This window comes from Roseateles oligotrophus (genome assembly GCF_025717515.1).
In the GTDB taxonomy this organism is placed as follows: domain Bacteria; phylum Pseudomonadota; class Gammaproteobacteria; order Burkholderiales; family Burkholderiaceae_C; genus Paucibacter_A; species Paucibacter_A oligotrophus.
The window spans coordinates 131155-152894 of record NZ_JAJIRN010000005.1 but is presented as its reverse complement, the minus strand read 5'-3'; the positions used below and the strand labels follow the sequence as shown (position 1 = coordinate 152894).

The window sequence follows — 21740 nt, the reverse complement described above, 5'->3', positions numbered from 1 at the left end:
CGCCTAAGTTTTAGCTTGTTTACTCCAGGGATTTCCACATGCAAGTTCACGCATCCATCTTCAAGGCCTATGACATTCGCGGTGTGGTCGGCACCACATTGAACGAAGAGCTGGCCGAGCACCTCGGCCGCGCCTTCGGCACCGAGGCCCGCGCTCTGGGCGAGAAGGCGGTTGCCGTCGGCCGCGACGGCCGCATCTCCGGCCCCGGCCTGGTGGCTGCCTTGATTCGCGGCTTGCAGTCGACCGGCCTGGACGTAGTCGACCTCGGCGCCGTCACCACGCCGATGCTGTATTACGTCGCCGCCACCCGCGCCAAACATGGCTGCCGCAGTGGCATCATGGTCACGGGCAGCCACAACCCCAAGGACTACAACGGCTTCAAGATGGTGCTCAAGGGCGCGGCCGTTTATGGCGAGCAGATCCAGGGTCTGCGCCGCCGCATCGAAGCCGAGGACTACAAGACCGGCCAGGGTCGCGCGGCCGCGATGGACATCGTGGCCGAGTACAGCCAGCGCATCGTCAAGGACTGCAAGCTCAAGCGCCCGATGAAGATCGTCGTCGACTCCGGCAACGGCATCCCCGGCGCCACCGCACCGGCGATCCTGCGCGCACTTGGCTGCGAGGTGATAGACATCTATTCCAAGGTCGACGGTGACTTCCCCAACCACCATCCCGATCCATCACGGCCCGAGAATCTGGAAGACCTCAAGCGCATCGTCCATGCATGCGATGCGGAGTTAGGCCTAGCCTTCGACGGCGACGGCGACCGCCTCGGCGTGGTCACCAAGGACGGAGTCATGATCATGCCGGACCGCCAGATCATGCTGTTCGCCGCCGACATTCTGAAGCGCAAGCCCGGCGCCGAAATCATCTTCGACGTCAAGTGCACGCAGCGCCTGGCACCGTGGATTCGCGAGCATGGCGGCAAGCCGCTGATGTGGATGACCGGCCATTCCCTGGCCAAGGCCAAGCTGCGCGAAACCGGCGCACCGCTGGCCGGCGAGTTGTCGGGCCATATCTTCTTCAAGGAGCGCTGGTACGGCTTTGACGACGCGATGTATACCGCCGCCCGCCTGCTGGAAATCCTCTCGCGCAGCAGCGACCCGAGCGCCGTGCTGCACGCGCTGCCGACCAGCTTCAACACGCCCGAGATCAATGTGCCTTGCGCCGAGGGCGAGCACCATGCGGTGGTCAAGAAGCTGCTCGAAGTGGCCGAGTTCCCAGGTTCGAAAGAGATCGTCACCATCGACGGCTTGCGCGTCGAGTACGAAGACGGCTTCGGTCTGGTGCGGGCAAGCAACACCACGCCGGTCCTGGTGCTGCGCTTTGAAGGTCACACGCCCGAGGCGCTCGAACGCATCCAGCATGACGTGCTGGCCCAACTCAAGCGCGTCAAGCCCGACGCCACCTTTGCGGCCGGGCATTGATTGACCAGCCCGGAGACATGGTCTGAGCGACTCAGCCGCTGGGCCTATACAAGCCTGTTGCGGCTGCTGACGCCCTTCTACCTGCTGCGTCTGTGGCGGCGCGGCAAGGCCGAGCCGCTGTATCGCCAATGGATGTTGCAGCGCCTGGGTTTCTATGGCTCGACTCCCAGATCGAGTGGCTGGGTTTGGGTGCATGCGGTGTCGCTCGGCGAAACCCGTGCGGCAGCCGCGCTGATCGATCAGCTGCGACTGCAGCGGCCTAACACCCGCCTGCTGCTGACCCACAGCACGGCCACCGGCCGTGCCGCCGGCTTGGGCCTCTTGCAGCCGGGCGATGCGCAGGCCTGGCTGCCTTACGACACGCCGGGCGCCGTGCGGCGCTTCATGCGCCAATGGCGGCCGGCCGTCGGCGTCTTGATGGAAACCGAGATCTGGCCGCAATTGCAATTCGAAGCGGCGCGTCGGCAGATTCCCATGGTCTTGGCCAATGCGCGCCTGTCCGCGCGCAGCCAGCGCCGGGGTGAGCGCTTCAAGGCCTTGCTGCACCCGGCCGGCCGGCGTTTGGCGCTTGCCTTGGCGCAGACAGAGGCCGATGCCGAGCGCCTGAGGGCCAGCGCCGCACCCAAGGTGCTGGTGCAGGGGAATTTGAAGTTTGATATGCAGATGGATGCCGGCTTGCTGGCGCAAGGGCACCGTTGGCGCGAAGCCTTAGGCCGGCCGCTGCTCTTGGCCGCCGTGACGCGCGAGGGCGAAGAGGCGATGCTCTTGCAGGCCTGGGGCCAGCTCAAGCCGCAAGACCTGCCCCTGCTGCTCATCGTGCCGCGCCACCCGCAGCGCTTCGATGAGGTGGCGGCCTTGGTCGAGAAAGCCGGCCTGACGCTGGCCCGCCGCAGCGGCTGGACCGAACAGCCGTCCGAACAAGACTTGCAAGCTCAGGTCTGGCTCGGTGACTCGATGCGTGAGATGGCGCTGTATTACGCCGCTGCCGATGTCGCGCTGCTGGGCGGCAGCTTCGCGCCACTCGGCGGCCAGAATCTGATCGAGGCAGCTGCCTGCGGCTGCCCGGTCGTGATGGGGCCGCATACCTTCAATTTTGCGGAGGCGGCCGAGTTGGCCGAGGCGGCCGGTGCGGCGATTCGAGTGACCGATATCAGACAAGGTCTGGCGCAGGCGTTGATTATTTGTAAAGAGCCCAGCGGTCAACGCGCCGAACATGCTCGCCAGTTTGCCGCCGCACACCGCGGCGCGGCCGCGCGTATGGCCAGCGACATTCTGGCCTTATTGCCTTAATTAAGCCGCTCCGGCCAGCAAGGCCTGCAGCCCCGCTTCGTCCAACACCGTCACACCCAGCTCCCGCGCCTTGTCCAGCTTGGAGCCGGCCTCCTCGCCGGCGACCACGTAATGGGTCTTTTTGGACACCGACCCGCTGACCTTGCCGCCGGCCGCTTCGATCAGATCCTTGGCCGCATCGCGCGACAGCGTCGGCAGCGTGCCGGTCAGCACCAAGGTCTTGCCCAGCAAGGGCTGAGGCCCCTGTTCGGCCGCCGCCCCGCCGCCCTCCGCCCACTTGAAGCCGACCGCGCGCAACTGCTCAATCACCTCGCGGTTATGCGCCTGAGCGAAAAAAGTATGAATGCTCTTCGCCACGACAGGCCCAACGTCGCGCACCTGCAAGAGCTGTTCGACGCTGGCATCCATCAAGGCATCAAGACTGCCGAAATGGCGAGCCAACTCCTTCGCCGTCGCCTCGCCGACCTGGCGTATGCCCAGTCCAAAAAGGAAACGCGCCAAGGTGGTTTGCTTGCTTTTCTCCAGCGAGTCAAGCAAGTTCAAGGCGCTGCGGTCGGCCATGCGCTCCAGCGCCGACAGCTTGGCCACGCCCAATTTGTACAGGCCGGCCAAGCTGGTGACCAGACCTTCGTCGACCAGTTGATCCACCAGCCTATCGCCCAGCCCCTCGATGTCCAGCGCCCGTCGGCCGGCAAAATGCAGCAAGGCCTGCTTGCGCTGGGCCGGGCAGAACAAGCCGCCACTGCAACTGTGACTGACGCTGCCCTTGTCACGCACGACCGCGCTGCCACAAGCCGGGCATTCGCGCGGCATGCGGAAATTCGGGACATAGGCCGCCCTAGGTTCAGCCACGCGCCCCACCACCTCGGGGATCACATCACCGGCACGCCGCACGATCACCTGGTCGCCAACCCGCACGCCCTTGCGCCGCAGCTCGAAGACGTTATGCAGCGTCGCATTGGAGACCGTCGTGCCACCGACAAACACCGGCTCCAGCTTGGCCACCGGCGTCAGCTTGCCGGTGCGGCCGACCTGAATTTCGATCGCATTGAGCCTTGTGATCATTTCCTGCGCCGGGTATTTATGCGCCACCGCCCAACGCGGCTCGCGGCTGACAAAACCCAGGCGTTGCTGCAAAGCCAGGCTATTGACCTTGTAGACGATGCCGTCGATATCAAAAGGCAGGCTGTCGCGCTTGGCACCCATCGCTTGATGAAAAGCCACCAGGCCGGCCGCGCCAAGCGCGACCGTACGGTCGGCGCAGACGGGCAGACCCATCTTGGCCAAGGCATCCAGCAGGGCGCTGTGCGTGGGCGGCAGCTCCCAGCCCTGAACCTCGCCCAGGCCATAGGCATAAAAGCTCAAGGGACGTTGCGCGGCCAAAGACGGGTCAAGCTGCCGCACCGCGCCGGCCGCCGTATTGCGTGGGTTGACGAAGGTCTTTTCGCCCGCTTGGCGTTGGCGCTCGTTCAAGGCTTCAAAATCATCGCGGCGCATATAGACCTCGCCGCGCACCTCGATCACCGGTGCGCTTACACCAATCAAGCGCAAGGGAATTTGACCGATGGTCTTGATGTTCTGCGTGACGTCTTCGCCGGTCTCGCCGTCACCGCGTGTGGCGGCCTGCTTCAGCACACCATGCTCGTAGCGCAGATTGATGGCTAGGCCGTCGAACTTCAGCTCGGCCGCGTATTCGACCGGCGGCGCATCGTCCGCCAATTCCAATTGCTTGCGCACGCGCTGATCAAAGCTGAGCGCACCGGTCGGCTCGGTGTCGGTCTCGGTGCGAATGCTCAGCATCGGTACCGCATGGCGCACCGGCGTGAAGCCCTCGAGCACCTTGCCGAGCACGCGCTGGGTCGGGGAGTCAGGCGTTAGCAACTCCGGGTAGGCCGCCTCCAGCGCCTGCAACTCTCGGAACATCCGGTCGTACTCGGCGTCCGGCAGCGTCGGCGCGTCCAGCACATAGTACAAATGGGCATGATGGTTCAGGCTGGCGCGCAACTCGGCCGCGCGCTTGAACGCTTCTTGGCTATTGGGCAATTCGGCGCCGGCAAAAATATCGGTCTGACTCATGCGTTCGTTCAACTTGGGACCGTCTCGCCGCTCGGCACCAGCACTCGGGTAATCATCACCTGATCAACCCGGTGGCTATCGACGTCAACCACCTCGAAGCGCCAGTTTTCCCAAACCACCTGGTCGGTGCGTTTGGGGATGCGGCGCAACATCACCATCAAAAAGCCGGCCAAGGTATCGTATTGACCGGCATGGGGCCAGGTCTCCAACTCCAAGGCGCGCTGCACATCAAGAATAGGCGTGATGCCGTCGGCCAGGAAAGAGCCGTCGTCGCGCCGCACGATCTGCTCCTCCTCGGCCGACACGGCGCGGCTACCCATCACCGTGCTCATCACATCATTGAGGGTGATGACGCCGACCACCAGGCTGTACTCATTGACGATGACGGCAAAGTCTTCATGCACCTGCCTGAATTGAACCAAGACCTCGGACAGCGTCAGCCGGTCCGGCACGATCAAGACCTTTTTCAACAGGCCGGCGGACAGCGTCGCGCGCAGGTCAATGGCCTCGCCGCGCAACACCGCTTGAAACAGATCGGTGGCGTCGACATAACCGACTATCTTGTCGATATCACCGTCACAGACCAGATAGGTGGAATGCGGCTCTTCGGCAATCCGGTTGCGAATCAGGGCGTCATCGTCTTCGATCGAGAAGAACACGATGTGCTCGCGGGTGGTCATCGTGCTTTCAACCCGGCGCGTATCCAACTCGAAGACGTTTTCAATCATCTGCTGCTCGGCATCGGCTACCACGCCGGCCAGATTGCCGGCCTCGGCGAGCGCCAGAATATCCAGATGGGTGATCGAGTTGTCGCGCTGCGCGGGCCGGCCCATCAAGCGAATCAAGGCCTCGGTCATCGCGCTGAAGGCCCAGGCCAGGGGCTTGAGCAAGGTCACCAGCGCCTGCATCGGGCCAATCACCACCAAGGCCATGCGCTCGGGCTCGTTCATCGACAAGCGTTTGGGCACCAGATCGGCGAGCACGATGAACAAGCTGATGATGGTCAAAAACGACAAACCAAAACCGATCGAATGGGCCTGCTCGGCGCTCATCACCAGGCCCAAGGCCGCTTCAAAATGCGGCGTCAAGGCGCCCTCACCGACAAAGCCGCCCAGAATCGCGACCGTGTTGACGCCGATCTGCACCACGGTGAAGTAATGACCCGGCTGCTCTTGCACCGCCAGCACCCGCTCGGCGCGCGCATCGCCCTCATCGGCCAGCTGCTGCAGCTTGAGCCGGCGAGAAGCGGCCAGCGCCAATTCCGCAATCGAAAAGAAAGCGCTGGCGGTGATCAGGGCGGCAATCAGCAACAAGCTGGTGGTCAATGGAGTTCCCCTTTAGCTGAACAGTCGCCTAGCGACCAGAGTGCCAGCCGCCAAGTCGCGCGAGGCCAAGGCGCGGTAGAGCGTGGTGAGGTCCTGCCCAATCGATGCAAAGGCATGCAAATTCAAGACCTGACCCCGATCGTCACAGACATCGGCCTCGATGTCGCGCGCCAAACCACGCGCCGCCTCTTGCCAGGACGCAAACGGCTCCAGTGATTCCGGCGTCTGCGCCACATCCAAGGACAGCGACAGCTCACGCAAGGAGGATTGCTGCGGGTTCTCGGCCAGCGCCGCCTGCGCCTCGAAACTCAAGGCCAGGATGGGCGGCGCGCCCTCTTCCTCGGAGGCCAGCACCAGGCGGCCCGGCATGGCGCCCGGCACAAAGCCATGGCGAGCCGCCACCTGCTGCACATAACCCAAGGTCCAGGCGGCAGACTTGGCCCGCAAAACCACCGCCAATTGCGCGTCATGGTCGCCGGCAAAATGGTCCAGCTCGCGCGCGCGTCCGACCACATCCAGCATGTCGGGGAACTGCACAAACGCGCCGACACCGTCGGCGAAACCCTGCACTTTTTGCACGAACTCGGAGTATTCGATCTCGTTCATCGCACCGTTGCGATTGGCCATTTGCACGCCGGCCTGGAATTCACCATAACGCTGACCCGGCGCGGGCAGCTCCCACTCGCCGCTTTCGGCATTCATGCCTTCAATATGAAAAGGCTTGGTGCCGGCGCGCCGGCTGCCGGGCAAATGCGATTGCGCCATTTCGCCGCTCACCGGGGCGTCCAGCGTGATGGTGGCGATCGCATCGATCAAGGCATCGATACGGGCGGAGGGTTTGCGCGGTGGGCGCGGCACCCGCCCAACGGCAGGCATCGTCGCGTCCAGCGAGGTGACTTCGCCATCAAGAGGCGAGGCATCCAGGCCGGGCTCCTGCCTGGCGCCGTCCATCATCGGCTCCAACTGCGCATCGGCACGGCGCGGGCCGGCCTTGCGGGCGGTCCAGGCACCATGAGCGACGACGCCGGCCAAGACCACGCCACCAGCCACCGCCAGCATTTCAGTCAAAGTCATGTCAGCTCCGCAAGGGCCAGAGCCTTGTCCATATCCACCGCCACGATGCGTGAAACGCCCTGCTCTTGCATGGTCACACCAATCAATTGTTCTGCCATTTCCATTGCGATCTTGTTATGTGAGATGAAAAGGAACTGGGTTCCGCTGCTCATCTCGGCCACCAGTTTGGCATAGCGCTCGGTGTTGGCGTCGTCCAGTGGTGCGTCCACCTCGTCCAATAGACAGAACGGGGCGGGGTTGAGTTGAAAGATGGCGAACACCAGCGCGATCGCCGTCAGCGCCTTTTCGCCACCCGAAAGCAGGTGAATCGTGCTGTTCTTCTTGCCCGGCGGCTGCGCCATCACCTGCACGCCGGCGTCGAGAATCTCGTCGCCGGTCATCATCAGCTTGGCCTGCCCGCCACCGAACAGAATCGGGAACATGCGGCCGAAATGCATATTCACCTGCTCGAAGGTGGCCGACAGCAGATCGCGCGTTTCGAGATCGATCTTGTGGATGGCGTCCTCCAGCGTGGCCATCGCCGACATCAGATCCGCGCATTGCGAATCGAGGAAGGTCTTGCGCTCGCGCGCCGAAGTCAGCTCGTCAAGGGCGGCCAGATTGACCGCGCCGAGTGCCGCGATTTCGCGATTGATGCGGTCGATCTCGCCCTGCAGGCCGTAAAGCTTGACTTGACCCGCCTCTATGCCTTGCGCCAGCGCCTCCATGTCGACGGCGGCGGCGATCAACTGCTCCAGATATTGCGCGCCCCCGAGCTGCGCGGCCTGCTCTTCCAGTTGCAGCTTGGTCAGGCGCTCGCGCAAGGGGTCCAGGCTGCGCTCGAATGCCAGGCGTTGCTCATCCATCTGGCGCAGACGCAGGCTCAAGTCGTCATAGCCGCTGCGCACCGCTGCCAGCGCCTGCTCGCGCTCCATCTTCAGCGCCAAGGCATCTTGCAGACCGGCCTGAGCGGCCGCGTCATTGAGCGCGTCCATCTCGCGCTGCAGACTTTCCATCGACTGCTGGTTGGTCTGCAGCTGCTGCGCGGCGGTTTCGATCGCGCGCTGCAACTCGGCTCGGCGCGAGGCCAGCGCACGGGCGCTGTACTGAGCCTCTTGCGCACGCCGCTCGAGGCCGCGCAACTGCTCGCGCGCCTCGCCCAGGCGGCGTTCGGCCAGCAGCGTCGCATCCTCCAGCTCGGCATGGCGCTCCTGCGTCGTCGCCAGCTGCATATCGAGTTCTTCGAAACGCGCCTCGCCGGTCATCCGGCGCTCTTGCAGTTCTTCGGCCTGGGCGTCGATCTCGAACAGCTCATCTTCCAGCTGCGTGCGGCGGCTGCTGGCGGCTTCGGCCTGACCGGTCAGCCGAAGTAACTCGACATGCAGTTGGTGGGCGCGGTTTTGCGTCTCACCTGCCTCGCGGCGCAGGCCCAAGAGGCGCTGTGACGCTTCGGTATAAGCGGCCTCGGCGCGCACCAGCGTCGATTTAGCCTCCTCGGCAATCAGTTGCTGGGCACGCAGCTCAAGCACCAGTTGCTCGATCTCCTGCGCCCGCGCCAACATGCCGGCCTGCTCGGAGTCGGGCGCATAAAAACTCACCGCGAACTGGCTGACCGCATGGCCCTGGGCCGTCATGATCAGCTCGCCATGGCTCAGCTGAGGCCGCAAGGCCAGCGCCTCATCCAACGAAGCGGCGGTGTAGACGCCCTCCAGCCAATCGTTCAGCAAGGCACTGAGGCCCGCGTTATCCAGGCGTAGCAAATCGCTCAAGCGCGCCAAGGTGTGATGACTATTGGCGATAGCGCCGGCCGCCGGCGAATAAAAAGCCAAGCGGGCCGGCGGCGCGTCTTGTTCGAAGGCGCGCACCGTCTCCAGGCGGCCCACTTCCAGCGACGTCATGCGCTCGCGCAGCGAGGCCTCGAGCGCATTCTCCCAACCCGGCTTGATGTGCAAACGGGTCCACAAACCGGCCAGCCCGTCCAGCCCATGCTTGGCCAGCCAAGGCTTCAACTTGCCCTCGGTCTGGACCTTCTCTTGCAAGGCGCGCAACGCGTCCAAACGCGCCGACAGCGTCGATTGCTTGGCCAATTGCTGATTGGCATCGGTCTGCGCGGCCCGCCTGGCCTCCTCGAACTGGGGCACCTGCTCGCCCAGCTCATGCAGACGCGCGTCGGCCATATCGCGGGCCTCATCTGCAGCCTCGCTATTGCGCTTGAGTTCGGCCAGCTTGTCTTGATCGGGTGCGACCAGGCCTTGGCGCTCGGCAGCCAGGCGCTCGCGCCGCGTGCGCAGCTGACGCGTCTGTTCCTCGACGCTGCGGCTTTCGGCCGCCAAGACCTGGATCTGCTGCTGCACCTGCACCACCAAGGCGCGCTGCTCATTAGCACGCGCCTGCGCGGCCCGCACGCCGTCCTCGGCATTGGGCAGATTGCCCCCCTGCTCTTCGGCCTGCGCGGCCAGGATTTCGCTTTGCTCTTCGGCGGCAGCGATCTGCTCGGCAATCGTTTCCAGCTCGTCCTTGGATTGCAGCGCCCGCTCCTCCCATTGCTGGTTTTGCGCCTGCAGCTCGATCAAGCGCGCCTCGACACGCCGCCGGCCCTCGACCACATAGCGGATGCGCTCCTCCAGCCGGCTGACCTCCAGCTGCGCCTCGGCAAAGCGGCCTTGCGAAGCATGCAACTCATCGCCGGCCGCGTAATGCGCCTGGCGCACCGTCTCGAGTTCGGCCTCGACATGGCGCAGCTCGGCCAGCCGCGACTCCAGCGCATTGGTGGCCTCCAGATGCTCGGCCTTGACGCGGCCCTGCTCGGCGGCGGCGTCGCGCTGCTTCAAGAACCACAGCTGATGCAGCTTGAGCGTGCCGGCGTCTTGCAGCCCGCGGTAACTGGCCGCCACTTCGGCCTGCTTTTCCAGCTTCTCGAGGTTGTTGTTCAGCTCGCGCAGGATGTCATCGACGCGGGTCAGGTTCTCGCGCGTGTCGCGCAGCCGGCTCTCGGTCTCGCGGCGCCGCTCCTTGTACTTGGAGACGCCGGCGGCTTCCTCCAGAAACATCCGCATCTCTTCGGGCTTGCTCTCGATCAGGCGGCTGATCGTGCCCTGGCCGATGATGGCGTAGGCACGCGGCCCTAAGCCTGTACCCAGGAACACGTCCTGCACATCGCGGCGGCGCACCGGCTGGTTGTTGATGTAGTAGCTGGAGCTGCCGTCGCGCGTCAGCACACGCTTGACGGCGATTTCAGCGAACTGGTTCCACTGCCCGCCCGCACGCGCGTCTTCGTTCGAGAACACCAGCTCGACGCTGGCGCGGCTGGCCGGTTTGCGGTTACCGGAGCCATTGAAAATGACGTCCTGCATCGACTCGCCGCGCAGCTCGGAGGCCTTGCTTTCGCCCAGCACCCAGCGCACGGCATCCATGATGTTGGACTTGCCGCAACCATTGGGCCCGACCACGCCCACCAACTGCCCGGGCAGTTGGAACACCGTCGGATCGGCAAAGGACTTGAAGCCCGCAAGCTTGATGGAATTCAGACGCATGGACGCGAAAACACCACAGCAAGCCTCAAAAGCGCGCCAAGCAAACCAGCGCGAACTTCGAAAACCACTGCTAAGCCGTTGATTTATTTAAACAAAAGCGCCACAAACGGGCACTTTATCGGGCCTGGATGATACCATCGCGCCCTCCCCCTTCTACTCAGATACGCGCGCATCCTGGAGCTTCGGCACTTGGGCGGCCCGCGTCGCATTGAATCCATGGCCAAGATCAGCCCTCCCTCCAAGTCCGCCGTCAAGTCCAGCGCCAAACCCGGCCTCAAGTCCAGCGGCAAGGCCCGCCAAACGCTTGAGCTCGAGGCCAAGACCCGCAAGGTGCTGAAAATGGAGCCGAAACCCGCGAAGCCGGCCACCAAAGCGGTCAAGACCAGCAAGGCCCCGGCCGTCAGCATGGCGATGGCGCCCAAGCAACGCGAGATGCCGCCGAACCCGCCTTCGCGGCCGAGCAAGGAGCTGCATGTTTTTCCTAACCCTGCGCCCGAGCGTGACTATGTGATCCAGTTCCAGGTGCCCGAGTTCACCTGCCACTGCCCGCTGACCGGCCAACCCGACTTCGCCCACTTCACCATCGACATGATTGCCGACCGGCAATGCGTCGAGCTGAAGAGCCTGAAGATGTATTTCTGGAGCTATCGCCACGAAGGCGCCTTCCACGAGAAGGTCACCAACACGATCCTGAACGACATCGTCAAGGTCACCGATCCGCGCTTCATCCGCATCACCGCCAAATGGTATGTGCGCGGCGGCATCTACACCAATGTGGTGGTCGAGCACCGCCAAAAGGGCTGGGCGCCACTGCCGCGCGTGGACCTGCCGGCGCATGGCTTTCAGTCCGGCTTGTTGGCCTGATTCGGCCGATGTCCTTCGCCACCAACTGCAGCAATCAAGACCGGGCCGTCAGGGTCAAACGCAGCCGCATCGACGGCTACGGCGTGTTTGCGGATGAGGCGATAGCGCTGGGCGCCAAACTCGGCGCCTTGACCGGCGAGGCGATCAGCGTGGCCGAGGCCAGGCGCCGCGCGCAGGGGCGGCAGCGCATCATGCTGGTGGAGTTGTCGGCCAGTCGCGCAATTGACGCCACCCGCTCGGCGGACGCGATGCGCTTCACCAACCATTCCTGTTCGCCGAATGCCCGCATACAGGTGCAAGACGGGGCCATCGAGTTCTTTGCGCTGCGCGACCTGGCCGTCGGCGACGAGATCACCGTGGCCTATGGCGCCACCCACCATGAAGGCCGATTGGCCTGTCGCTGCGCGCAGCCGGGCTGCAGCGGCTGGCTTTAGTTTTAGCGCCCCACAGGGGTCGAACAAGTTCCGACAAGATGAAAACCGCAACTCACAACCCGCTGCTGGACAAGCTCCACCCCTACCCCTTCGAGCGCCTGAATGCCTTGAACGCGGGCATCCAGCCCAACCCTGCCTACCGCCCCATCAGCCTTGGCATTGGCGAGCCCAAACACCCGGCGCCCAAGCTGATCGAAGACGCGCTGATGGCCAGCCTGAAGGGTTTGTCGGCCTACCCCGCCACGGCCGGGCAGCCGGTCTTGCGCGAAGCGATCTGCGCCTGGTTGCTGCGCCGCTATGGTTTGCAGTTAGATGCGGCGACACAGGTCCTGCCGGTCAACGGCTCGCGCGAGGCCTTGTTTGCCTTGGCGCAAACGGTGATCGACCCCAGCCGGCCCGGCGCGACGGTGGTTTGCCCGAATCCCTTCTATCAAATCTACGAAGGCGCGGCGCTTCTGGCCGGCGCGCAGACCGCTTTTGCCAACAGCGACCCGGCACGAAATTTCGCCCCCAACTGGAGCGAAATTGACGAAGCGACATGGGCAAAGACCCAGCTGCTCTATGTCTGCTCGCCCGGCAATCCGACGGGTGCGGTGATGCCGCTGAGCGAATGGCAGACGTTGTTCGAGCTGTCTGACCAGCATGGCTTTGTGATCGCCTCGGACGAGTGCTACTCGGAGATTTACTTTGGCGAGGAAGGCCCGCAATCCGCGCCCTTGGGCGGGCTGGAAGCGGCGGCCAAACTGGGCCGCAGCGACTACCGCAATCTGATCGCCTTCACCAGCCTGTCCAAGCGCTCCAATGTGCCGGGCCTGCGCTCGGGCTTTGTAGCCGGCGATGCCCGCCTCATCAAACGCTTCTTGCTCTACCGCACCTATCACGGCAGCGCGATGAACCCCATCGTGCAAGCGGCCAGCGTGGCGGCCTGGAACGATGAGGCCCATGTGATCGCCAACCGGGCGCAGTACCGCGCCAAGTTCGCCCAGGTGACGCCCTTGCTGGCGGCGCATATGAAGGTCGCTTTGCCCGACGCGGGCTTCTATCTCTGGGCCGAGGTTCCAGCCCATATTCACGCCGGCGACGATGTCGCTTTCGCCCAAGCCCTGTTGGCTCAATACAATGTCGCGGTGCTGCCGGGCAGTTTGCTTGCGCGCGAGGCGCATGGCATCAACCCCGGGGCCGGTCGAATCCGCCTGGCCCTGGTGGCAGAGCAGAGCGAATGCATGGAGGCGGCCGAGCGTATCGCAGCCTTCGTGCAGTCCTTCAAGGCCGAACCCTGAATTTCTTCTCCACCTAATTTCCCCGACTTCTTTCGAGCTGATTCATGACCACACAATTGCAATCCACCATCGATCTGGCCTGGGAAGGTCGCGCCTCCATCAATGCTGCCAATGCACCCGAGGTGCGCGAAGCCGTTGAGCAGGTGATGGCCGAGTTGGACGCCGGCCGCCTGCGCGTTGCCGAGCGTCAATCCGTCGGTCAATGGGTTGTGCATCAGTGGGTCAAGAAGGCGGTCTTGCTGTCCTTCCGCCTGAACGACAACCGCCTGATGGGTGCCGGAGACATGACCTTCTTCGACAAGGTGCCGACCAAGTTCGGCGGCTTGTCCGAAGATGCGATCCGCGCGATGGGCGTGCGCGTGGTGCCGCCGGCCGTCGCTCGGCGCGGCAGCTTTTTGGCCAAGAACGTGATCCTGATGCCGTCTTACGTGAACATCGGCGCCTATGTCGATGAAGGCACGATGGTGGACACCTGGGCGACGGTGGGCAGCTGCGCACAGATCGGCAAGAACGTGCACCTGAGCGGCGGCGTCGGCATCGGCGGCGTGCTGGAGCCGCTGCAAGGCAACCCGACCATCATCGAAGACAACTGCTTCATCGGCGCCCGCTCCGAAGTGGTCGAGGGCGTCATCGTCGAAGAAAACTCGGTCATCTCGATGGGCGTCTATATCGGCCAGAGCACGCCGATCTATGACCGCGAACTCGACACCGTCACTTACGGCCGCGTGCCGGCCGGCTCGGTCGTAATCAGCGGCAGCCTGCCCAAGAACGATGGCAAATACAGCTTGTATGCCGCCATCATCGTCAAGAAGGTCGACGCCGGCACACGCGCCAAGACCAGCATCAATGACCTCTTGCGCGCCTGATTAGTCGCGAAGCGAGCGAAAGCTAAAAATGTCCGGAAACATGGAGCGCATCCTGCGGCTGATGGCCGACAAAGGCGCGTCTGACGTTTATCTGTCGGCCAATATGCCGGTCTTGATCCGCCTGAACGGGCAGATCGTGCAGCTGTCCGATCAGGTGCTCACGCATACCCAACCGCGTCAGTTGATCGCCGAGGTGGTGGAGCCGGCGCAGCTGGCCGAACTGGATGCCACGGGTGAGTTGAACATGGCCGTGGCGGTCAGCAAGGTCGGGAGTTTCCGGCTCTCGGGCTTTCGCCAACGGGGCAGCATTGCCGGCGTGTTCCGTCATATTCCGCACAACATCCCTTCGCTGGAAAGCCTCAACCTGCCGCCGGTCTTGGGCAAGCTGGTGCAGGAAAAGCGCGGCCTGATCTTGATGGTGGGCGCCACTGGCACTGGCAAAAGCACCACGCTGGCGTCAATGCTGGAGCAGCGCAATCAGAGCATGAGCGGCCATATCCTGACCATCGAGGATCCGCTGGAGTACCTGTTTACCAACAAGCGCTCGGTCGTCAACCAGCGCGAGGTCGGGCGCGATACCGCCTCGCTGCAAATCGCGTTGAAGAACGCGCTGCGCCAGGCCCCGGACTGCATTTTGATCGGCGAGATCCGCGACCGCGAGACCATGACGGCGGCGATCTCCTATGCCTTGTCGGGTCATTTGGTGCTGGCCACCTTGCACGGCAATAACAGCTATCACGCGCTGAACCGGATTCTGTCTTTCTACACGCCGGAGTCGCGCCCGGCCCTGTTGAATGACTTGGCGGCCGGCTTGAAGTCTATCGTTTCGCAACGTCTGGTGCGGGCCTCGGCCGGCGGGCGTATTCCGGTCATCGAGATCTTGCTCAACACCAAGCTGATCTCGGAGCTGATCGAGCATGGCGACTTTGCCGGCGTCAAGGAGGCGATGGAAAAGTCCATGGCCGAAGGCTCGCAGACTTACGAAGAGCATTTCGCCAAGCTGATCGTCGACGGCACCATCACCCGCGAAGAAGGTCTCGCCTTTGCCGACTCGCCAACCAATCTGCTCTGGCGCTTGCAAAACGATGCACCCGGCGCCCACAAACCTTCGGCCAAACAGCCAGAAGCCACGCCCAGCAACGAAGCCAGCTTTACCGAGATCACCCTGGACGTGCGCCAGGACTGAAGACGCCGCATTCAGAAGAACATAAACATGTCCGACACCCTTGCCCTGCTGGAGGCGCTGATCGCGCGTCCGTCCGTCACGCCGCTCGATGCCGGCTGCCAAGAGCTGATTGCCGCCCGCTTGACCGCGATCGGTTTCGAGATTGAAGGCATGGACAGCGGCCCGGAGAGTTTCCGCGTTAGCAATCTATGGGCAATCAAGCGTGGCCGATCGGATGGACCGGTGCTGATGTTCGCCGGCCACACCGATGTAGTGCCACCCGGCCGGCTGGATGCCTGGGCCAGCGACCCTTTTGTGCCAAGCTACCGCGACGGCCGCATCTACGGACGCGGCGCCGCCGATATGAAGGGCTCGGTCGCGGCAATGGTGGTGGCGGCCGAAGAATTCGTCGCCACCCATCCCGACCATGCGGGCAGCCTTGCCTTCTTGCTGACCAGCGACGAGGAAGGCCCGTCGATCGACGGCACCAAGGTCTGCTGCCAGGTCTTGCAAGCACGCGGGCAGAGGCTGGACTACTGCATCGTCGGTGAGCCGACCTCGGTCGACAGCGTCGGCGACATGCTGAAGAACGGCCGCCGCGGCACGCTGAGTGGCAAGCTCAGGGTCAAGGGCATTCAAGGTCATGTCGCCTACCCGCAATTGGCACGCAACCCGGTCCACCAGGCCGCACCGGCCCTGGCCGAGTTGGCGAACATGGTCTGGGATGCAGGTAACGCCTACTTTCCCGCCACCACCTTCCAGATTTCCAACATCAGCGCCGGCACCGGCGCCACGAACGTGATCCCGGGCGAGATGGTCTTGGACTTCAATTTCCGCTTCTCGACCGAATCGACACCCGAAGGTCTGAAGGCCCGCGTCCTGGCTTTGTTGGAGCGCCATGGTCTCGAATATGCGTTGGACTGGACGCTGGGCGGCGAGCCGTTTTTGACGCCGGTCGGAACCTTGAGCGAGGCCGTCTGCGCGGCGATTCGCCAAGAGACCGGCCTGAACGCTCAGCTCTCCACCACTGGCGGCACCTCGGACGGGCGCTTCATCGCCAAGATCTGCCCCCAGGTGATCGAGTTTGGCCCGATCAACGCCAGCATCCACAAGATCGACGAGTATTTACCCGCCGACAGCCTGGAGCCGCTGAAAAATATTTACCGCTTGACGCTGGAGAACTTACTGCTGTGAAGCTGATTGACTGTATTGAACAAAGCGCCGCCCGCTTGACCGAAGCGGGCGTTTCATTTGGACATGGCACCATGAATGCCTTTGATGAAGCCGCCTGGTTGGTGCTGTGGAGCTGCGGCTTGCCGCTGGACAGCCTGGACGAACACGCCGAGCAAGACTTGACCCCGGCAGAGATGACGAAGACAGACGCGCTGCTTGCGCAGCGCATCGCCACCCGCAAGCCGGCCGCCTACCTGACCCAGGAAGCCTGGTTGCAAGGCGTGCCCTTCTACATCGACGAGCGCGCCATCGTGCCGCGCAGCCTGATCGCCGAGTTGATCGCCGATGAGGCGATCGATTCCTGGTTGTCGGATAAAACCCGACGGGTGCTGGATCTGTGCACCGGCAACGGCTCGCTGGCCGTGCTCGCTGCGATGGCTTGGCCCGAAGTGCAAGTCGATGCGATCGACCTCAGCGCCGACGCTCTTGCCGTGGCACGGATCAACGTGGACAAGCATGGTCTGGGCGAGCGCATACGCTTGCTGCAAGGAGATGGGCTGGCCCCAGCCACCGCCGAAGGTACGCGTTACGACCTGATTTTGTGCAACCCGCCCTATGTCAACGCGGACGCGATGGCGACGCTGCCGGCCGAGTACCGCGCCGAGCCGGAGCTGGCCTTGGCGGGTGGCGCGGACGGCATGGATTTTGTGCGCCGCTTGCTCAGCCAAGCCGCCGAGCATTTAACCGAGAACGGCCTGCTGGTGCTGGAAATCGGCAATGAGTGCGAGTATTTCTACGCGGCATTCCCGCAGCTCGAAGTGGCTTGGATGGCAACATCGGCCGGAGACTATCAAGTGTTAATCGTTACCCCTGCAGCATTGAGAAAAGAAAAGGCCCTACTCGCATCATGATCACGCTACGCAATATCACGCTGCGGCGCGGCACCAAGGTTGTCCTCGACGACGCCTCCGTCACCCTGCAACCGGGTGAAAAGATCGGCCTGGTCGGCCGCAATGGCGCGGGCAAGTCCAGCCTTTTTGCGATGCTGACCCATCGCCTGCAGAACGACAAGGGCGAGGTCGACATTCCGCGCCAATGGTCGGTCGGCGAAGTTGCCCAGGACATGCCCGAGACAGAAATGCCGGCCACAGACTATGTGCTGGAAGGCGACCGCCGCCTGATGGAAGCGCGCATGGCCTTGGACGCGGCCGAAGCCGCCGAAGATGGCCACGCGATGGCCGATGCCCACGCGATGCTCAGCGACGCCGGCGCGTTCGACGCGCGTCCGCGTGCACAAGCCTTGCTGATGGGCCTGGGCTTCAAGGGGGCACAGGTTGACGCCCCGGTGAACAGCTTCTCGGGCGGTTGGAGAATGCGTCTACAGCTAGCGCGCGCTTTGATGTGCCCGGCCGAGCTGATGCTGCTGGACGAGCCGACCAACCACCTGGACTTGGACGCCTTGGTCTGGCTGGAAGCCTGGCTGATGCGCTATGAAGGCACGCTGATCGTGATCAGCCATGACCGCGAATTCCTCGACGCGATCACCAAAGTAACCCTGCATCTGGACGAAGCCAAGCTGATGCGTTACGGCGGCAACTACACCGCCTTCGAGTCGATGCGCGCCGAGCGCATGGTCTTGCAGGCGGCCGCCTTCGGCAAGCAGCAAGACCGCATCGAACATCTGCAAAAGTTCATTGACCGGTTCAAGGCCAAGGCCAGCAAGGCCAAGCAGGCGCAAAGCCGGGTCAAGGCGCTGGAGCGGATGGAGCGTTTGGCGCCAGTGCTGGCGTCAGCCGACTTCTCATTCGAGTTCCGCGAGCCTTTGAACCTGCCGAATCCGATGCTAATGTTCGATGAGGTCGCTTGCGGTTACGACACCGACGAGGGCGAAAACGTGATCGTGCGCGGCATCAACCGCTCGGTGCTAGCAGGCCAACGCATCGGTATCTTGGGCGCCAACGGCCAGGGCAAGTCGACCCTGGTGAAGACCGTCGCCCGCGCTCAGCGCGCGATGGGCGGCAAGATCACCGAAGGCAAGGGCCTGACGATTGGCTATTTCGCGCAGCAGGAAATGGACGTCTTGCGTCCCGACGAGGGCCCGCTCTCGCATATGGTCAGGCTGGCCAAAGACATGGCAGCCAACGGCGGCGGCGGCGCGCGCGAGCAGGAGCTGCGCGACTTTTTGGGCCAATTCCGCTTTGTCGGCGCGATGGTGAATCAGGAGGTCGGCAGCTTATCCGGCGGCGAAAAGGCGCGCCTGGTGCTGGCGATGCTGGTCTGGCAGCGCCCCAACTTACTGCTGCTGGACGAGCCTACCAACCATCTGGACTTGAACACCCGTGAGGCGCTGTCAATGGCGCTGAACGAGTTCGAGGGCACGGTGATGCTGGTCAGCCATGACCGCGCCTTGCTGCGCGAGGTCTGCGACGAGTTCTGGCTGGTGGCCAAGGGCGTGGTCGCGCCGTTTGATGGCGATCTGGACGACTACCAGAAATGGCTGCTGGAGCAATCCAAGGAGGCTGCTAAGGCCGCCAAGGAAGCCGCCAAGGCTGCGGCCAAGAGCTTCGGAAAGCAGGCCGCTAAACCTGTCGCTCCGGTGGCGGTGGCGGCGGCGGCTGCGCCGGTGGCAGCAGCAGCGCCTATGGATCGCAAGATCAGCGGCCAAGCGCGTCAAAAACTGGCCGAGCTAACGAAGCCGCTGCGCCGCGAGATGGATGCCATTGACGCCACGCTGAACAAGCTGGCGGACGAGCGCACGGCGGTCGAGGCGCAACTCGGTGCGGGCACCGCTTCGCCGGCTCAAATCGCCGAGTCGGGCCGGCGCCTGAAGGCCATCCACGACGAACTCGCGGCGGCCGAGCTGCGCTGGCTGGAGCTGAGCGCGGAGGTCGACGCGCTGCACGCCGCGAACTAAGTCAGGCACTCAGCAGCACGGCCGCCATTCCCAAAGCGGCCGGCAGCGCCTGGATAAAAGCAATCTTGCGGCTAACGGTGGCGGCGCCAAAAAGGCCCGCCACCACCACGCAGCCCAAGAAGAACAGCTGCACCGCCTGGCCCGCCACGCCTTGGCTCAAACCCCAGAGCAGGCCCGCGGCCAGGAAACCGTTATAGAGCCCCTGGTTGGCGGCCAGCGCCTTGCTGGCCTGGGCAAACTCCGGCGTCAAGCGGAAGGTTTTGAGCCCCAAGGGCTTGGTCCACAAAAACATCTCCAACACCAGAAAGTAGATGTGCAAGGCGGCCACCAGGGCCAGCAATGCATTGGCGATCATCGTCATTGAGTCTTCCTCCATCACTAAAATAGCCACATTGATTGTGTGCAATTTAATTGTGAGCCATACTTCAGCCCATGCGAACTCGCAAATCAAGCCCAAAACCCACGCCCTCAGCCCCCGACGAATGGCTGCGTCTGGATCGGCAACTCTGCTTTGCGCTTTATGCCAGTTCTTTGGCCATGACCAAGCAATACAAACCCTTGCTTGCGGCGCTGGGCCTGACTTACCCGCAGTATTTGGTGATGTTGCTGTTGTGGGAGCAGGACGGCGTCAGTGTTTCCAGCCTGGGCCAGCGCTTGTCGCTCGACTCCGGCACCTTGACGCCGCTGCTCAAACGCCTGGAGGCTAACGCCTTGATCAGCCGGCGCCGCGCCGCCGATGACGAACGCCGGGTTGACATTTTCCTGAGCGCAGCGGGTCAAGCGCTGCGTGAAGAGGCTCGCAAGATTCCGCCACAGATCGCCTGTGCGACCGCCTGCTCTATGGAAGAAATCCATTCGCTGACACAGCGACTACATCAACTGCGCGAGCAGCTCAGTTTGACGACCGACCTTCCCACCAACCCATGAAGAAAGACCCAAAAATGGCTCTCGATAAAGTTCTCTACACCGCCCACGCCACTTCGACCGGCGGCCGCGAAGGCAAGTCGGCCACCCCCGACGGCGCCCTCAGCGTCACCTTGTCAACGCCCAAGGAATTGGGCGGCGCCGGCGGCCCCGGCACCAACCCCGAGCAACTGTTTGCGGCGGGCTATTCCGCCTGCTTCATCGGTGCGATGAAGGCGGTGGCCGGCAAGACAAAACTGGCGCTGCCGGATGACTTGTCCATCACGGCCGATGTAAGCATCGGCCCGATCCCCGCGGGCTTCGGCATCCAGGTGGCGCTGAATATCAGCATCCCTGGCATGGAGCGCGCGGCGGCCGAGCAACTGGTGCAAGCCGCCCATCAGGTCTGCCCCTACTCGAACGCCACCCGCGGCAATATCGATGTGACCTTGACCCTGGTCTAAGGGTCAGAAAGACAAAAGGCGGCTACGCTTACGCCGCCAGTAGTTTCAACAGCAACTCGACCCGCGCCTTGACCGGGCTCAAGGCGCCGGCGCTGGGCAATGCCTCGGCCGATTCGGTCACGGGGCCGGCATCGCAGCGCGTGCTACGCAGCACCGCCACGCCTTGCGACTGGGCGGCACGCAATGCGGACTCCAGACCCTGCGACAAACTGCCATTGCCGGTGCCGGCAAGCACCAAACCGTCGACGCCTTGGCTCAATAGGGCGTCGACCACCGCAGCGTCGGCGCCGACGTAATTCATCACGATGTGCACCCGCGGCCACTGCCCCAGCGGCCGATCCAGCAAAGTCAGACCCATGCCAGCGGGGCGTGAACCGGGCGCAGCCAACCAACGGATCATCCCCTCCTCCACCACCGCCAGCCTTGCTCCGTCCACGGAGGCGAAGGCATCCACCCGGTAGCTGTGCACCTTGCGCACCTGCTCGGCGGAATGCACCACCCCGGCAAAGACGACCAACACGCCGCTGGCAGCCGCATCACTCGCCACATTGACGGCGTCCAACAGATTTTGTGGTCCGTCCGTTTGCAGGGCCGTGGCGGGCCGCATCGCCGCGGTCAACACAACCGGCTTTGTCGGCGCCAGCACTCGCTGCAAAAAGTAGGCCGTCTCCTCCAGCGTGTCGGTGCCATGCGTGATCACGATGCCGGCGACTTCGGGTCTGGCCAAATGAGCAGCCACGCGTCCGGCAAGTTGGCGCCAGGTCGCAAAGTCCATGTCCTTGCTATCGAGTTGCGCCACTTGTTCGGTTTCAAGCCGACGCGCTCCGAGCGGCGGAATCGCTTGCAGCAACTGCGCGACACCGAGTTGCGCGGCACGATAGCCAACGTTGTCCGTCGCTTCCTCAGCGGTGCCGGCAATCGTGCCGCCGGTGCCCAGAATGACCACCAAGTCCGCGCTGTTTGGCGCGCTCAA

General features: G+C 63.6%; 18 protein-coding genes. 12 read left to right on the top strand and 6 right to left on the bottom strand.

The window, feature by feature from the left end:
* Positions 1 to 38: 38 nt before the first annotated feature.
* The gene (locus LNV07_RS11970) at positions 39 to 1427 is read left to right on the top strand and encodes a phosphomannomutase/phosphoglucomutase (protein WP_263571391.1); all 1389 of its coding nucleotides are present in this window, start codon (positions 39 to 41) and stop codon (positions 1425 to 1427) included.
* The gene (locus LNV07_RS11965; RefSeq protein WP_263571390.1) at positions 1428 to 2717 is read left to right on the top strand and encodes a 3-deoxy-D-manno-octulosonic acid transferase; all 1290 of its coding nucleotides are present in this window, start codon (positions 1428 to 1430) and stop codon (positions 2715 to 2717) included. It abuts the gene before it with no gap.
* Here the strand turns inward: LNV07_RS11965 and ligA are convergent, their stop codons facing one another.
* Genes ligA through smc form a run of 4 tightly spaced genes read right to left on the bottom strand, consistent with a single transcriptional unit; the run spans position 2718 to position 10704 of the window.
* Positions 2718 to 4805 (bottom strand): NAD-dependent DNA ligase LigA, encoded by a 2088-nt coding sequence (ligA, locus tag LNV07_RS11960; protein ID WP_263571389.1) that lies wholly within the window; start codon positions 4803 to 4805, stop codon positions 2718 to 2720. It lies immediately after the preceding gene.
* Positions 4802 to 6118: a polyamine export protein PaeA gene (locus LNV07_RS11955; protein WP_263571388.1), complete on the bottom strand. Its 1317-nt coding sequence runs from the start codon at positions 6116 to 6118 to the stop codon at positions 4802 to 4804. The genes ligA and LNV07_RS11955 overlap by 4 nt, the downstream gene beginning before the upstream one ends.
* A gap of 12 nt (positions 6119 to 6130) precedes the next feature.
* On the bottom strand, positions 6131 to 7192 hold the full coding sequence (locus LNV07_RS11950; RefSeq protein WP_263571387.1) for a cell division protein FtsZ: 1062 nt from the start codon (positions 7190 to 7192) through the stop codon (positions 6131 to 6133).
* Positions 7189 to 10704, bottom strand: a complete 3516-nt coding sequence (gene smc, locus LNV07_RS11945) for a chromosome segregation protein SMC (protein ID WP_263571386.1) — start codon at positions 10702 to 10704, stop codon at positions 7189 to 7191. Before smc ends, LNV07_RS11950 begins: the two co-directional genes overlap by 4 nt.
* 432 nt (positions 10705 to 11136) lie before the next feature.
* Between smc and queF the strand changes: the two genes are divergently transcribed.
* Genes queF through LNV07_RS11905 form a run of 8 tightly spaced genes read left to right on the top strand, consistent with a single transcriptional unit; the run spans position 11137 to position 19400 of the window.
* Positions 11137 to 11568 carry a preQ(1) synthase gene (gene queF, locus LNV07_RS11940; RefSeq protein WP_263571667.1) on the top strand — a complete coding sequence of 144 codons (432 nt, stop codon included), beginning with the start codon at positions 11137 to 11139 and terminating at the stop codon, positions 11566 to 11568.
* Positions 11569 to 11576: 8 nt separating this feature from the next.
* Positions 11577 to 12002: an SET domain-containing protein gene (locus LNV07_RS11935; RefSeq protein WP_263571385.1), complete on the top strand. Its 426-nt coding sequence runs from the start codon at positions 11577 to 11579 to the stop codon at positions 12000 to 12002.
* Between the two features lie 38 nt (positions 12003 to 12040).
* Positions 12041 to 13282 (top strand): succinyldiaminopimelate transaminase, encoded by a 1242-nt coding sequence (gene dapC / locus LNV07_RS11930; protein WP_263571384.1) that lies wholly within the window; start codon positions 12041 to 12043, stop codon positions 13280 to 13282.
* 44 nt (positions 13283 to 13326) lie between these two features.
* Complete coding sequence (gene dapD / locus LNV07_RS11925) at positions 13327 to 14148, top strand: 2,3,4,5-tetrahydropyridine-2,6-dicarboxylate N-succinyltransferase (RefSeq protein ID WP_263571383.1); 822 nt, start codon at positions 13327 to 13329, stop codon at positions 14146 to 14148.
* 28 nt (positions 14149 to 14176) lie between these two features.
* Complete coding sequence (locus LNV07_RS11920; protein ID WP_263571382.1) at positions 14177 to 15334, top strand: PilT/PilU family type 4a pilus ATPase; 1158 nt, start codon at positions 14177 to 14179, stop codon at positions 15332 to 15334.
* A gap of 27 nt (positions 15335 to 15361) precedes the next feature.
* Complete coding sequence (dapE, locus tag LNV07_RS11915) at positions 15362 to 16507, top strand: succinyl-diaminopimelate desuccinylase (protein ID WP_263571381.1); 1146 nt, start codon at positions 15362 to 15364, stop codon at positions 16505 to 16507.
* Complete coding sequence (gene prmB / locus LNV07_RS11910) at positions 16504 to 17397, top strand: 50S ribosomal protein L3 N(5)-glutamine methyltransferase (RefSeq protein WP_263571380.1); 894 nt, start codon at positions 16504 to 16506, stop codon at positions 17395 to 17397. Before dapE ends, prmB begins: the two co-directional genes overlap by 4 nt.
* The gene (locus LNV07_RS11905) at positions 17394 to 19400 is read left to right on the top strand and encodes an ABC-F family ATP-binding cassette domain-containing protein (protein ID WP_263571379.1); all 2007 of its coding nucleotides are present in this window, start codon (positions 17394 to 17396) and stop codon (positions 19398 to 19400) included. The genes prmB and LNV07_RS11905 overlap by 4 nt, the downstream gene beginning before the upstream one ends.
* Position 19401: 1 nt before the next feature.
* Here the strand turns inward: LNV07_RS11905 and LNV07_RS11900 are convergent, their stop codons facing one another.
* A complete protein-coding gene (locus tag LNV07_RS11900) occupies positions 19402 to 19761 on the bottom strand; it encodes a DUF1304 domain-containing protein (RefSeq protein WP_263571378.1) in 360 nt (119 codons plus the stop codon).
* 71 nt (positions 19762 to 19832) lie between these two features.
* On the opposite strand from LNV07_RS11900, the gene LNV07_RS11895 reads away from it, so the two are divergent.
* Both LNV07_RS11895 and LNV07_RS11890 read left to right on the top strand, forming a co-directional pair.
* Positions 19833 to 20327, top strand: coding sequence for a MarR family winged helix-turn-helix transcriptional regulator (locus LNV07_RS11895; protein WP_263571377.1), 495 nt, complete (start codon positions 19833 to 19835; stop codon positions 20325 to 20327).
* A gap of 14 nt (positions 20328 to 20341) precedes the next feature.
* Entirely contained in the window at positions 20342 to 20767 is a 426-nt protein-coding gene (locus LNV07_RS11890; protein ID WP_263571376.1) for an organic hydroperoxide resistance protein, read from the top strand.
* 28 nt (positions 20768 to 20795) lie between these two features.
* Here the strand turns inward: LNV07_RS11890 and LNV07_RS11885 are convergent, their stop codons facing one another.
* A complete protein-coding gene (locus tag LNV07_RS11885; RefSeq protein WP_263571375.1) occupies positions 20796 to 21740 on the bottom strand; it encodes an asparaginase in 945 nt (314 codons plus the stop codon).